A 13762-nucleotide genomic window follows, 5' to 3' on the forward strand; every position below is an offset into this window, starting at 1 on the left:
CTCATGATGCTCTCGAAGAAGAGATGAGGGCAGACACAAACCTTGTTGATATTGATTCTGATTTACGACAACGTCATCCAAAGCATTGCACTACACCCCCTCACCCAGAAAGGCATTTTTCAATGTTTGAACTGACATCAAAACTCAGGGCATTTTTGACGATTGGTTTGGTCGTGACGCCATCTCTTGCGTTTTCAGCCGAGACAGCAACAGCCAATCTCATTGACGCAAGCGGAAAGCCTGCAGGGACCGTGCGCGTTACGGATGCTCCGAAAGGCGTCCTGCTTCATATCGAAGCCAAAGGCCTTACGCCCGGCTGGCACGGAATCCATTTCCATGAAAAAGGCGACTGCGCTGCGCCGAAGTTCACCAGTGCCGGAGCACATGTCCATACGGCGAAGTCTGTCATTCATGGCGTACTTAATGACAATGCAAATGATTTTGGCGATCTGACCAACATCTATGCGGCCCCGGATGGGAGTGCATCAGCAGAAATCTACTCGACGTTTGTTTCCCTGAGAGGTGCTTCTTCGCGTGCAGCGTTGCTGGATGCTGACGGAAGTTCCGTTGTAATCCACGCTCAGGCTGACGATTACAAAAGCCAGCCCATTGGCGGCTCTGGTGCCCGCGTTGCCTGCGGCGTCCTGAAGCAGGACTGACATTTTCCGAGCCTCTATTGCCTGAAAAATTCTGGCGGCCCCCTCATAGAGGAGGCCGCCAGACGCCCCAAAGCAACGCAACACCCATGGTAAAAAGTGAATTTTCGGCCCAGTCGTGCAGGCCCTTGCCCAAGGGCCGGCCCGGCCGCTGAACTCTGAGGTTTACCAAAGTAATCTGGCGCCTGATGTCTGAGTAGACATCGCGTCTCGATCAAAGACCAACGAGGGCTTCGTCGCGACAGTTCACAGAGTGGCATACATTCCGGAAGACGCGTATTTTGCGCAACCTCCTGAAATGGTTCTAACGCTTCTCAACCCGTCGGAGAGGCAGGACATTTTAATGCTGTCCCCGATCCTGCTCATGCCTTTACGCTGTCATTGCTCCCCATGACATTCAGAAAGATGAAGTCTTTCAACCGGAGGCCAATAAGCAGCCGCGACTTCACTCTGGATCGCTTCGATCTGGTTCTGGATCCAGTGCATGTATTCATGGAGCCCGCGAATGATGATTTCCTCGGCCGTCTGATCTTCCAAAGTAGCCCGAAGTTCAGACAACCGTTCCTGAATGGCGTAATTCTGCCGCCGTAGATTGTAATGCGCAGACAGAGCCGCCAGTACCGTATCAGTCTGCCGAAGGTTCAGGGCCAGAGACCGTGGGAATCCTTCATTTTTCAACAGAAACCCAACAACGTTGGCAGGTGTGGTTGTTACGGGCTGCAAACGGCGAAACGCATGATAAGCCGCAGCAGAGCGCAGAACAGACGCCCACTGTGTCGTATCGATTTCCGAGCCGACCTCTTCCTCGCAGGGCAGAAGTGTATGGTACCGTGTGTCAATCAGACGGGTAATCTGATCGCTGCGTTCCAGATGGCGACCCAGAAGATAAAATAGCCACGCCTGATCGCGGTAAAGCGTCCCTTCCGTCACGCCTGTATGCGTCTGACACTCCTGCTTGATCCTGTTGCACAGAGCAGAAAGGCCAGTCCGGCGGATGTCTGACGGGTCAAGGTCCAGCACCCATCGTGTGAAGACGTTCAGGTGCATCCACATTTCTGTGGAAATCAGCGGCCGTGCAGAGCGGGCATTTTCACGCACCGCATTCGCCATGCCCTTGATGGAACTCGGATTGGCCAGGTCAGTGATGTAGAACTGGATGTAATCCTGCTCCGTTGCAGCAGGATGCAGCGCCTGAAACCGCTCCTCATCGGAGTTGATCTGGACGATTGTTTCCCAGACGGTTTTACCATCCGGCCCCCGGACAAATGCTTCCGTGACTTCAATCAGGCGGGCCAGATTTTCGATACGCTCCATGTAACGGGCCAGCCACATCATGCTCTCGGCATAGCGCGACAGAAGCGTGTTGAGGTTGGAGAGCATTCCGTTCGAGGTTGGAGATAGCTGTGTCATACGGACATCACCCAGGTATCCTTGGACCCGCCACCTTGAGAGGAATTCACCACCAGAGAGCCTTTCCGAAGCGCCACACGGGACAACCCACCGGGCAGAACCCAGGTCGATTTCCCAGTCAGGGCGAAGGGACGCAGATCCACATGGCGCGCTTCCACGCCCGCATCACACAGGGTGGGCGACACAGACAGGTCGATGACGGGTTGGCTGATATAATTTGACGGATTATCCTGCAAGCGCTGCCTGAAATCCTCAAGCTCGCTTTCGGTTGCATGGGGACCAATCAGTAGTCCGTACCCGCCCGACTCTCCCACAGGCTTCACGACAAGCCTTTCGAGATTGGCAAGCGTAAAAGCCAACCCTTCCGGTTCAGCGCAAATATGCGTCTCTACGCTCCCCAGAATAGGCTCTTCATTGAGGTAATACTTGATGATCCGGGGCATGTACGCATACACAGCCTTGTCGTCTGCAACGCCTGTGCCCAGCGCATTGGCAATCGTCACATTCCCACGCCGATACGCCTCGACCAATCCTGGCACGCCCAGAAGGCTTTCCGGGTTAAAGGCCAGCGGGTCCAGAAAGGCATCGTCAATGCGGCGATAGATGGAGTGAACCGGGCGCAATCCCGCGACGGTCCGCATATAGACATGGTGGTTCTCCACCAGAAGATCGCGCCCCTCCACAAGAGGCACACCCATCTCACGCGCCAGAAACACATGCTCGAAATAGGCGGAATTGTAGATCCCGGGAGACAGCAGAACCACCTGTGGATTTTCAACACCTTCGGGAGCGACATCACACAGAGCCCGATGCAGGCGCAGTCCATAGTCTTCAACAGAACGCAGCGGCACTCCAGACGCCAGATCCGGCATAAGCCGCAGCATCATGTGCCGGTTCTCGATCACATACGACACGCCTGAGGGTGTTCTCGCATTGTCTTCCAGAACCAGAAACCGCCCGCTCCGATCCCGGATCAGATCCGTTCCGTTGATATGGACATAAACGCCACCTGGAACATCCACTCCGACCATCGCCTGACAGTAATTGGCATTTTTCAGAACCAGATCTGCGGGAATCAGACCGTCCTGAAGGATTTTCCGGTCATGGTAGATGTCCCACAGGAACATGTTGATCGCCTTGACGCGCTGTTGCACGCCCCGTTCGATGAATGCCCATTCCTCGGCTGTCAGCACACGTGGAATGACATCGAACGGCAGAACACGATCAATGGCCTCACGATCCGTATAAACAGTAAACGTAATCCCCAGCCGATAGAGCTGTGTTTCGGCATTCGCAGTGCGATACCGCAGTTCCTTGATGTCAAAATGCGCCAGGCGTTCCTGAACCTGCCGAAGGGCTTCCGGGAGCTCTTCTCCACGGTTCATGAGTTCGCAAAAGAATTCAGGCCTGTGATAGGCAGAAAAAATACCGGCTTCCTGGGCCTGGGAGTGCAAGACGTTGGACTTCATCTGTATGCCCCGCTTCCTTACCCGACGATTGTATGAAGCATACCCGGCCGGATCATTACGATTATTTATTAACCTATCAATTCCGCCCTGTTTGCCAAGGAGGAAAAGCACGAAGCAGTTCTGTTTTTTCCAGAACATATCAGGAGAGTTGCCGTTCCCGCTCTTCCTGTTACGATGGGAGAAGGATCAAGGACTACCGCCCGCATCCCTCAGGGACTGAAAACCAGAAGGTCATGCGCGGCTTTCAGGAAACATGAGAGAATGAACACGCCCGTGATGATCCGTCATCACACTTCCTATCGCTATGATCGTCCCGTGTTTCTGGGTCCCCAGACGATCCGTCTGCGCCCTCCGGCCAGAACATGCAACACGGTTCTGGCCTATGCCCTGAGCATTGGTCCCGGTGAGAGCCAGATTACCTGGCATCAGGACCTGTATGCCAATACCGTTGCCAAAGCCACCTTCCAGGACCGGGTATCGCATTTCGATATCGAAGTCCGCATGACGGTAGATCTGACGCCCTACAATCCCCTCATCGCCCCACGCTACCCCACTGAAGAAGTCAGTCCGTTCTACAGAGAGGAGATTGAAGACAAGTCTATCCTGGAAGCCTTTCTGAACGAAGAGTTTTCATCATCAGGGGAAACGGATCTGGACCGGCTGGTCTGGCTCAATCGCCGGATTGCCGCTGCTCTGCGCTATCAGCCCCGCATGGAACCAGGAATCTGGACACCTGCTGAAACGCTGTCTCGCCAGACGGGTTCCTGCCGGGACAGTGGGTGGCTTCTGGTGGCTTTTGCACGCCATCTCGGCTTCGCCGCCCGCTTTGTCTCCGGATATCTCATTCAGTCCTCCTCGCAGGAAAACGCCCCACACGGGCTCATCTGCGATCTTCACGCCTGGGCTGAAATCCTGCTGCCCCAGCATGGCTGGCTGGGTTTCGATACGACGTCCGGACTGATCACGGCACAAAACCATATTCCTCTTGCTGTTTCCGCAACACCAGAAGACGCAGCCCCGGTTTCAGGCCTTCTGGATCACTGTCAGGCACGTTTCGATGTTCTGATGGAAGCACAGCATTTGCATGAAGTGGCAAAGACCTGACATCATGCTTCGGCAAGAGCTGCATAAGGTGCCGAAGCTGTGAAACTTTTCTCGTGTCAGTGCTGCCAGCAGGCTCTGTATTTCGAAAATACAACATGTGAGTCCTGCCATCATCCGGTTGGGTATCTCCCCGGCCTTTCCGCACTGACGGCCCTTGAACCTGCGGGTCATGGCCGGTGGCATCCCATGGAACCACAGGTTCGGAACGCAGAACTCGTTTACTGCTCCAACCATGACCATGACGCCTGCAACTGGCTTACGACCCCAAGCCAGACAGGCCAGCCGCCCGTCTGTTTCGCCTGCCGCTTCAATCGGACCATTCCCAATCTGGAAGATCCGAAAAACCTTGAACGGTGGCGGAAAATCGAAGTCGCCAAGCATCGTCTGTTCTATACCTTGATGCGCCTCAAGCTCCCGATCCGGAGCTGGCGGGAAGATCCGAACAACGGACTTGCGTTTAATTTTCTTGATGATGCGCCGGACGGCTCAGCCCCAGTCATGACCGGCCATAACAACGGTCTCGTCACGCTGGCCATCCGCGAAGCTGACGACGCAGAGCGCGAACGCATGCGCGTGGAAATGGGGGAGTATTACCGCACCCTTCTCGGCCATTTCCGCCATGAGATCGGCCATTACTACTGGAATGTTCTGGTGCGCGATGCCGGACGCCTGGAAAGCTGCCGCGCCATCTTCGGAGATGACAGTCAGGATTATCAGGACGCTCTACAACGCCACTATAACAATCCCCCTCCGGAAGACTGGCGCGAACGCCACGTCAGCAGCTACGCCACGTCCCATCCGTGGGAAGATTTTGCCGAGACATGGGCCCATTACCTGCACATCGTCTCCACTCTTGAAACGGCCTGGGCCTACGGTGTCACAATTCATCCCGGCATTCCGGATCCATCCACCCTGTCGACGGATGGCCCGATGAACGACCCCTATCTGACCGCGACCTTTGACGAGATCATGGACGCCTGGGTTCCGCTAACATCTGCAGTCAACAGCCTCAACCGCTCTATGGGGCTGGCTGATTTTTACCCATTTGTCCTGACGGCAGGTGTGCGGGAAAAGCTGGCGTTCATCCACGCCCTGATCCGGGAAACACAGGCCCTTCGTTAGGACGGCATTTTAGGCGTCCCGAACAGGCGCGTCCGCATCTGGCGCGCCTGATGAATAAAATACAGCTTGGCGCCCGTCATCCGCACAGACCGGTACACAAGATAAACAGGCGCCGTCAGGGCCGTGCGGGATGAGAGAGGAATGTAAGTAATCTGCCCTGCATGATGCTGTTGCATCGAATGCGGCACAACAGAAATACCCAGCCCTCCGGCTACGAGACTTAACGCAGCCATAAGCTGCGGGCCTTTCTGCCGAATATTGGGCATAAATCCGGCACCCAGACAGGCATCTACAATCGTCTTGTAGAGGCCGTTGTTATACTGGCTCTGATAGAGGATGAAGTCTTCGTTCTCGAGATCCGCCAGCCTGAGCCCCTCTGCTGGTGGGTTGAGAGCCAGTGGGTGCGCCCTGGGAACCGCCACCACCATCGGCTCTTCCAGAATCAGTTCCACCATCACATCCGATACATCCGGGATGGAGGCACGCACGAACGCCACGTCCACAAGATCATCTCGCAAAGCCCCAAGAAGCTGACTGGAATTGCCTTCTGTCAGGCTCAGCGTCACATCCGGCCAACTCTCCCTGAAGTGCCCCAATACGGCCGGGAGACTAGGATGACACATGGCCGAATTGGTAAAACCAACAGACAGTTCGCCACTTTCGCCCCGTACCACCCGCCTCACATCCTCAACCGTCTCATCAACCCGGTCGAGAATGTCATACGCGCCCTTGAGCATACTGCGCCCGGCAGCCGTCAGACGCATGCCTTTGGCATGGCGCTCAAAAAGTTGAACACCCATCGTTTCTTCGCAGGATCGCAGCATCCGTGTCAGAGGAGGCTGCTGAATCCCCAGCCGTTCTGCCGCCCGCGTCAGGTTTCCCTCTTCGGCAATAACCACAACAGCGCGGAAATGACGTAACTCAACCATGCGATACCTTTAAGGTATGATGAAACCTGCAACGAAATATTGGACCTAGCAGCTTTCCCCACTAAAGTCCGCACGCCTTCTACGCACGGACAGACAGGATACGCCATGACCGACAAGATTCCCGCCACGCTCATCTCCGGTGACGGTATCGGACCTGAGATCATGGCCTCCGTAACGACTGTTCTGGATGCACTCGGCGCGCCCTTCGTCTGGGATCATCAGAATGCAGGAATGGGCGCTCTGGAAAATCAGGGCAGCGCCCTTCCCGATGCGACGCTCGACAGCATTGCCCGCACGGGGCTGGTTCTCAAAGGCCCACTGACAACACCGGTCGGCAAGGGTTTCCGTTCCATCAATGTGACCCTCCGTCAGCAATTCGATCTGTATGCCAATGTCCGCCCAACGCAGACGATTGTTCCGGGTGGTCGTTACAGCAATGTTGATCTGGTTGTGATCCGCGAGAACGTCGAGGGTCTCTATGCGGCCATGGAACACTACATGCGTGTGGGCGACGACCCTGAAGCCGTAGCCTATGGGGCAGGCTTCAACACACGTGCGGAATGTAATCGTATCGTAAGGTTCGCTTTCGAATATGCTGTGAAGAATGGCCGCAAGAAGGTCACGTTGGTTCACAAGGCCAATATTCTCAAGATCCTCAGCGGCATCTTCCTGCATGAAGGTCGTCGCGTTGCTGCCGAATATGAAGGCCGCATCGAGCTTGAGGAACGTATTGTCGATGCCTGCGCGATGGAACTCGTCATCAAGCCGGAAAATTACGATGTTATCGTCACAACCAACCTGTTTGGTGATATCCTCTCGGACCTGACCGCTGGCCTCGTGGGCGGTCTGGGCATGGCTCCGGGAGCCAATATCGGGGAGAAGATGGCCGTGTTTGAAGCCGTCCACGGATCGGCCCCGGATATTGCTGGCAAGGGGGTTGCCAACCCGCTGGCGCTCATGATGGCCGCCAGCATGATGCTGGCCCATGTAGGACGTCAGGATCTTTCCGCCCGTCTTGACGGCGGCATGAAGCAGATCCTGACGACGGACGGCATCCGCACCCGCGATCTGGGCGGCACGGCCACGACAGAAGACGTTACGCAGGCCCTCCTGCGCGCCATTCACTGAACAGACGACACGACCAGCAGGGATACAGACATCATGAAACAGGTTGGACGCGATCTTCTGGGCAGCCAGCGCGACCTGTCCCTTGACGGACAGACCTATCGCTATTTCTCCCTTCCCGTGGCCGCGGAGAAAATCGGGGATATTTCCCGTCTTCCAGTCAGCCTCAAGGTTCTGCTTGAGAACGTCCTGCGCTTCACGGACGGTACGAGCTACAAGGTGGAAGATGCACAGGCCATCGCAGACTGGCTGCGCTATGCCGGTTCCACGCAGGAAGTACCGTTCAAGCCGTCCCGCATCCTGATGCAGGATTTCACAGGCGTTCCAGCCGTTGTCGATCTGGCCGCCATGCGCGACGGTATCCTGTCGCTCAACGGAGACCCGCGGAAGGTCAATCCGCTCGTCCCCGTGGATCTCGTGATCGACCATTCCGTCATGGTCGATGTCGCGGGTCGGGCGGATGCGCTTCAGCAGAACGTATCGCTGGAATTCGAACGAAATGGCGAACGGTATGCGTTCCTGCGCTGGGGCCAACAGGCATTCGACCAGTTCCGCGTTGTGCCGCCGGGTGCAGGCATCTGCCATCAGGTCAATCTGGAATACCTGTCTCAAGTTGTCTGGACCAGCACGATCGACGGCGTGACCTACGCCTATCCGGATACGCTATACGGCACGGATTCCCACACCACCATGGTCAATGGACTGGGTGTTCTGGGCTGGGGCGTCGGCGGCATTGAAGCCGAAGCCGCAATGCTCGGCCAGCCGATTTCCATGCTCATTCCGGATGTCGTCGGCTTTCGTCTGGATGGCAAACTTCCAGAAGGCACAACGGCCACAGATCTTGTTCTGACCATCACGCAGATGCTCCGTGCCAAGGGCGTTGTCGGGAAATTTGTCGAATTCTATGGGCCTGCGCTGGACCATCTGCCCGTTGCAGACCGCGCAACCATCGCCAACATGGCCCCGGAATATGGCGCAACCTGCGGCTTTTTCCCTGTCGATGCGCTGGCACTGGATTACCTGCGTCAGACCGGCCGTGATGAACACCGGATTGCGCTTGTCGAAGCCTATCTGCGGGCGCAGGGCATGTTCCGTGACGCATCCACGCCAGAACCAGTTTTCTCGTCCACGCTCTCACTGGATCTCAGCACTGTCACCCCATCCCTTGCTGGTCCGAAGCGTCCACAGGACCGCGTTGAACTCCGCTCTGCCTCCGAGGCTTTCGAGAAGGCCCTTACCGAGACGCTCGGCGTCAAACCGGAAAACACCACCGTCACCGCTCCGGTCGCAAGAACGGATTACGCGCTGGAACATGGCTCGGTCGTCATCGCGGCCATCACATCCTGCACCAACACGTCCAATCCTGCTGTTCTCGTAGCTGCTGGTCTGGTCGCCCGAAAGGCGCGTGCGCTTGGTCTTAAGCCCAAGCCCTGGGTCAAGACATCCCTTGCCCCTGGCTCTCAGGTCGTGACGGATTATCTGAATCGTGCTGGCCTGTCCGCTGACCTTGATGCGCTCGGCTTCGAAACCGTAGGCTATGGCTGCACGACCTGCATCGGCAATTCCGGCCCTCTGGACCAGCCGCTTGTCGATGCAATTGAAGGCCACAATCTGGTTGCAACGTCCGTTCTCTCGGGCAACCGCAATTTCGAAGGACGCATCTCGCCGAACGTCCGCGCGAACTACCTCGCCAGCCCTCCTCTTGTGGTCGCCTATGCTCTGCTGGGCACCATGCGGCAGGACATCACGACCGCCGTTCTGGGCCACGCACCAGATGGAACGCCGGTCCACCTGAAGGATATCTGGCCGTCCAATCACGAAGTCGCGGAACTGGTCGGCACGGCAGTCACCCGTGAAGCCTTCGTAGATCGCTACAGCCGCATCACCGAAGGCACGCCCGAATGGCAGGCTCTCGGATCTGCCAGCGATTCCGCCACCTTCAAATGGCAGCCTGGCTCAACCTATGTGCAGGACCCGCCCTACTTCACAGACCTGAAGGCCGATCCCCAAAACCCGACCGATATTTCCGGCGCGCGCATTCTGGCTCTGCTGGGCGACAACATCACGACGGACCATATCTCCCCGGCGGGTTCTATCGCTGCATCTTCCCCAGCAGGTGAGTACCTTCAGGAGCATCAGGTCGCGGTCAAGGATTTCAACTCCTACGGCTCCCGTCGTGGCAATGATCGCGTCATGGTGCGTGGAACGTTCGCCAACATCCGTATCCGCAACGAGATGGCACCCGGAACCGAAGGCGGCATGACACGCCATCAGCCCGATGGAACGCTCATGCCGATCTACGATGCCGCAACCCGTTATGCCGCAGAAGGTACACCGCTGGTCGTTTTCGGCGGCAAGGAATATGGCATGGGCTCTTCCCGCGACTGGGCAGCCAAAGGTACGCGTCTGCTTGGCGTGAAAGCCGTGATTGCGGAAAGCTTCGAGCGTATTCACCGCTCGAACCTCGTCGGCATGGGTGTTCTACCCCTGACATTCGAGGAAGGCACAACCCGCAAAACCTTGGGGCTAGATGGCACCGAAACGATCAGTATTGCCGGCATCAGCGACCTGACGCCTCGCAAGACACTGATCATGACCATCACCCGTCAGGATGACACCCAGCAGCAGGTACCGTTGCTCTGCCGTGTCGATACAGTGGATGAAGCCGACTATTACCGCCACGGCGGCATCCTGCCTTATGTCCTGCGCGGCATGGCAGCAGCCTGAAAACACATAACCCCCGGAACGCATGGTTCCGGGGGCATACGGGATTACATATCTGCGGGAAAATTCCATGTAACCCTGCCCTCCAAAGAGCAGAGCCATAAAAAAATCCTAAACTCATTTCCAGGTCGAATCAGGCCCTTTGAGCCAGAAAGTGCTCCTGCTCTTCAGTCACGAGGTAAGGGCCGCCCGCTTTAATCTGGATGGCCAAAATAGCGATAGTGTTGGGGGAACGATTGCCTAGGGGTAGTAATGCATTCCCCATTGTCCAACGCATGCCACCTTTCTCCGGTTCACTCCATCCTTCAAGAGTACTCTCCATAAGGTGAGTAGTAATGCGATCGGTGCGACTCTCTTCAAACAGCACAATATCGCCAATAAGGACGCCAAGATTTCGTCGATCATCCACAAACGGGCCAATGCTGTCACTCGGACGACTGGTACGGGATACAAGACGAACTTTTTTCACGTCGGCGGGGATCATGAACATAACACGCCCATCTGCCTCGCGGCTCTTTCGAATAATGGCACCCGTATCTGTGGAAAGATGAAGACCTGCATCTTCGGTTAAAGAGAATATCCGAGCGTTATTTTCAACTTTGGCACTCTGCGCCCGAGCAGAAAACATGTGAAACAGGGGCTCTACGAAGCTACGACTCACATCAAGAGGTGCACTTCCATTTTCAGCCCACGTTTTTCTGTCTGTAGGAAGTGCGACAACACTCCCACTCTGACGAAAAGAACTCCGGTTCCCAGTGTCGAGATAGCTTTCTGTAAGAACACCATTCGCCGTGATGACAGAATGCATTTCCGTTTCTATATGAAAATATTCATAAGAAGTAATTTTCATGTCGTAAAAAATAGAACGACCATTTACCAACATCCGGACAGGAACAAATTTTCCTTCAAAAAACAGGCAATGTTCAGAGGTAATCAGCAGATCTTTATATGGCGCCCCGTCCCCCAGAGCATCCCTGAGAAGCCGAACCGGATAGCCAGCCTTATCATCAGGCAAGCCAGGAAATACTGAAGCTTTCTTATTGCCAACCCAGACAACTTTCCGGTTCACTTCCTTGTTCGCTTGCCAATCATAGACACTCACTTCATCGCCTATGGACAGATCTTCCACAGCAACGTCGCCATGGGGGGTACGAATCATCGATCCACGTAAAAAGCACACCACCACCAGCGTCGTGAGATAGGTTTTACCGTTGACCGTCACAACGCTGAATGTCGTTCCCTGATTTGCAGCCGGCAACTGAAAGGAAGACGTTCCGGAAATCGGCTGCCCATTATTGGTGAGTGTATAAACACCATCAACATAGGTATACCCGTCTGCCGAAAGGCCATTCAGAATAATTGTGTCGTTTTCTTTAATATTGGTTATATATCCAATAATACTTGGAGTAGTCCCAGCAGCAATTTCAATTGTTCCGCCACCACCCTCGTCAAACTGTATAAGACCCGGCGTTGTGGTCGCATAACCACTCAGGACCAGAGTACCTCCAGCGCTGATAACAATCTTGGAATTGCTGGAAACCGTAACACTATTGTCGAGAGTTAGAGATCCTCCCTCTTCTACTGTAACGACAGATGTCTCAGACGAGGTACCAACCTTCCAAGTTGATGCAGAAACATTCGAGTTGCTATTTATAATAACATTCCCTGTCGTTGCCTGACTTGCATCTGGAACAGGCAACCCAGAATAAAAAGCGGCTCCGGAAATACTTCCAGATTCCCCTATTACGACTGTTCCATTTTCAGCTTTAAGGACAGTTTGCGAGCCCCCCGTAGGGGTAAAAATGACTGACGCTACCATGTTTCGCTCCTGCTTTTACACGAGTGACGCCCGAGAACTACCCTTAATGCCATGAGTGGACGGGTATCCGAGACACACCCTTCCGCTTTTGAAGAAATGGCATTTGAGCCACCACTCCCATATGGTAGTGGCCGTTTGCTTTTTTTTGATTATTTTCACCTGGTAATTAGGCGTCAATCCAGGAACAAAAAAAATGAAACGTCATGAATTCATTACAAAAGATATATATAAAACCATTAAAGATAATAATTATTGGTATAATTGCCTAAAAAATATTTCTTATTATTGCACAGAGAGCAGCTATGGAGGAGCCGCCATAATCCCTATGGATGCGGATATGCAGAATTGGCGATATGGATCAAACGAAAATACGGAAACTGAGAATTTGTACTATAATTATTGGAAAAATAAATCTCCATTATCGGAAAATTATAGTAAAATAGATTTAACTTCTGGATTTATATATAAAGATGATCAATTTTTAAGCGAAAACGAAATAGATCATATTCCATTTTATCAAGATTTTCTCAGAGTTTTTGGTGTTAGACGCATCCATAACGTCTTATTCAAAACCGATGTTGGACATAGATTTATATTATCAGTCCAATCCCCAATAGGAATGGACAACAACGATAGCGAAAAAATAAAACAAAATATGATAAAAGTAACCCCTCATATTATAAATTCTGTAGAATTATCAATAAATTTCAACAGAAAATCTAAATCTATCCGAATATTTGAAAATTTATTTGAGGAAATACCATATGGTGTTGCAATATTAAACGAAGACAACACCGTGATACATGCGAACAAAATTCTATTAAATATGGAAAATGACGGTATTTTCATCAAAGATGGAAAAATAAGAACAAAATATAATTCATATAATAAAAATATAGAAAAAATTATTTCTCAAAAATCTTCTATAAATAAGGTCTTTAAAATTTATTGCGAAAGCGGAAAAATTTTATACGGGAAGATTATTATCCTAGAGAAAGATCTGGACACCTCTACAAATGGAAGCACCAAAATGATTGTGTTTTCTATCCAAAATGTAGGCCTCAAAACCGAAGCTGTTCTGAGGGATTTGCTCCTAACAAAATCTCAAGCGAAAATTGCCTGCCTTATTGCCAACGGTAAATCCGTAAAAGATTCCGCTTTGGAGATGAAAATATCCGAAGGAACAGCACGTCAAATGGTGAAAGAAATATTCTCTAGAATAGGCATTAATAGTCAGAGCCAGTTAACAGCTTTCGTGAAAAATATTAGCCTTATTTCTTAATTTATTTCTTTAATAAAATTATAATTACCACATGTATATGATTTATACCCTAGGGCCTGTTAGGTCTTGAAAGACTGTCGGACGTACATAGCTTTGTGTGATGAGCACGATGCAGTCTGTGA

At 53.1% G+C, this 13762-nt stretch carries 10 protein-coding genes; 6 read left to right on the top strand and 4 right to left on the bottom strand.

Features of this window, described 5'->3' with window-relative positions; all coding sequences use genetic code 11:
- Window positions 1–122: 122 nt before the first annotated feature.
- On the top strand, window positions 123–659 hold the full coding sequence (sodC, locus tag B7444_RS03445) for a superoxide dismutase[Cu-Zn] (protein ID WP_007284300.1): 537 nt from the start codon (window positions 123–125) through the stop codon (window positions 657–659).
- A gap of 375 nt (window positions 660–1034) precedes the next feature.
- On the opposite strand, the gene B7444_RS03450 is transcribed toward sodC, so the two are convergent.
- Together B7444_RS03450 and B7444_RS03455 are read right to left on the bottom strand one after the other, a co-directional pair.
- The gene (locus tag B7444_RS03450) at window positions 1035–2066 is read right to left on the bottom strand and encodes an alpha-E domain-containing protein (RefSeq protein ID WP_016737827.1); all 1032 of its coding nucleotides are present in this window, start codon (window positions 2064–2066) and stop codon (window positions 1035–1037) included.
- Window positions 2063–3535, bottom strand: coding sequence for a circularly permuted type 2 ATP-grasp protein (locus tag B7444_RS03455; protein ID WP_035729223.1), 1473 nt, complete (start codon window positions 3533–3535; stop codon window positions 2063–2065). The genes B7444_RS03450 and B7444_RS03455 overlap by 4 nt, the downstream gene beginning before the upstream one ends.
- 261 nt (window positions 3536–3796) lie before the next feature.
- Between B7444_RS03455 and B7444_RS03460 the strand changes: the two genes are divergently transcribed.
- A complete protein-coding gene (locus B7444_RS03460) occupies window positions 3797–4639 on the top strand; it encodes a transglutaminase family protein (RefSeq protein WP_007284304.1) in 843 nt (280 codons plus the stop codon).
- A gap of 39 nt (window positions 4640–4678) precedes the next feature.
- Window positions 4679–5761, top strand: coding sequence for a zinc-binding metallopeptidase family protein (locus B7444_RS03465; RefSeq protein ID WP_007284305.1), 1083 nt, complete (start codon window positions 4679–4681; stop codon window positions 5759–5761).
- Here B7444_RS03465 and B7444_RS03470 read toward each other — a convergent pair.
- Entirely contained in the window at window positions 5758–6690 is a 933-nt protein-coding gene (locus tag B7444_RS03470) for a LysR family transcriptional regulator (protein ID WP_007284306.1), read from the bottom strand. The genes B7444_RS03465 and B7444_RS03470 overlap by 4 nt on opposite strands.
- 105 nt (window positions 6691–6795) lie before the next feature.
- On the opposite strand from B7444_RS03470, the gene B7444_RS03475 reads away from it, so the two are divergent.
- Window positions 6796–7818: an isocitrate/isopropylmalate dehydrogenase family protein gene (locus B7444_RS03475; protein ID WP_007284307.1), complete on the top strand. Its 1023-nt coding sequence runs from the start codon at window positions 6796–6798 to the stop codon at window positions 7816–7818.
- A gap of 33 nt (window positions 7819–7851) precedes the next feature.
- Window positions 7852–10542: an aconitate hydratase AcnA gene (gene acnA / locus B7444_RS03480; RefSeq protein WP_007284308.1), complete on the top strand. Its 2691-nt coding sequence runs from the start codon at window positions 7852–7854 to the stop codon at window positions 10540–10542.
- Window positions 10543–10672: 130 nt separating this feature from the next.
- Here the strand turns inward: acnA and B7444_RS03485 are convergent, their stop codons facing one another.
- Window positions 10673–12358: a Hint domain-containing protein gene (locus B7444_RS03485; protein WP_007284309.1), complete on the bottom strand. Its 1686-nt coding sequence runs from the start codon at window positions 12356–12358 to the stop codon at window positions 10673–10675.
- 193 nt (window positions 12359–12551) lie between these two features.
- Here B7444_RS03485 and B7444_RS03490 point away from each other — a divergent pair, with 193 nt between their 5' ends.
- Entirely contained in the window at window positions 12552–13640 is a 1089-nt protein-coding gene (locus B7444_RS03490) for a helix-turn-helix transcriptional regulator (RefSeq protein WP_007284310.1), read from the top strand.
- The last annotated feature ends 122 nt before the right edge of the window (window positions 13641–13762 follow it).

The sequence above is a fragment of the Gluconobacter thailandicus F149-1 = NBRC 100600 genome (genome assembly GCF_000964465.1).
Lineage (GTDB): Bacteria > Pseudomonadota > Alphaproteobacteria > Acetobacterales > Acetobacteraceae > Gluconobacter > Gluconobacter thailandicus.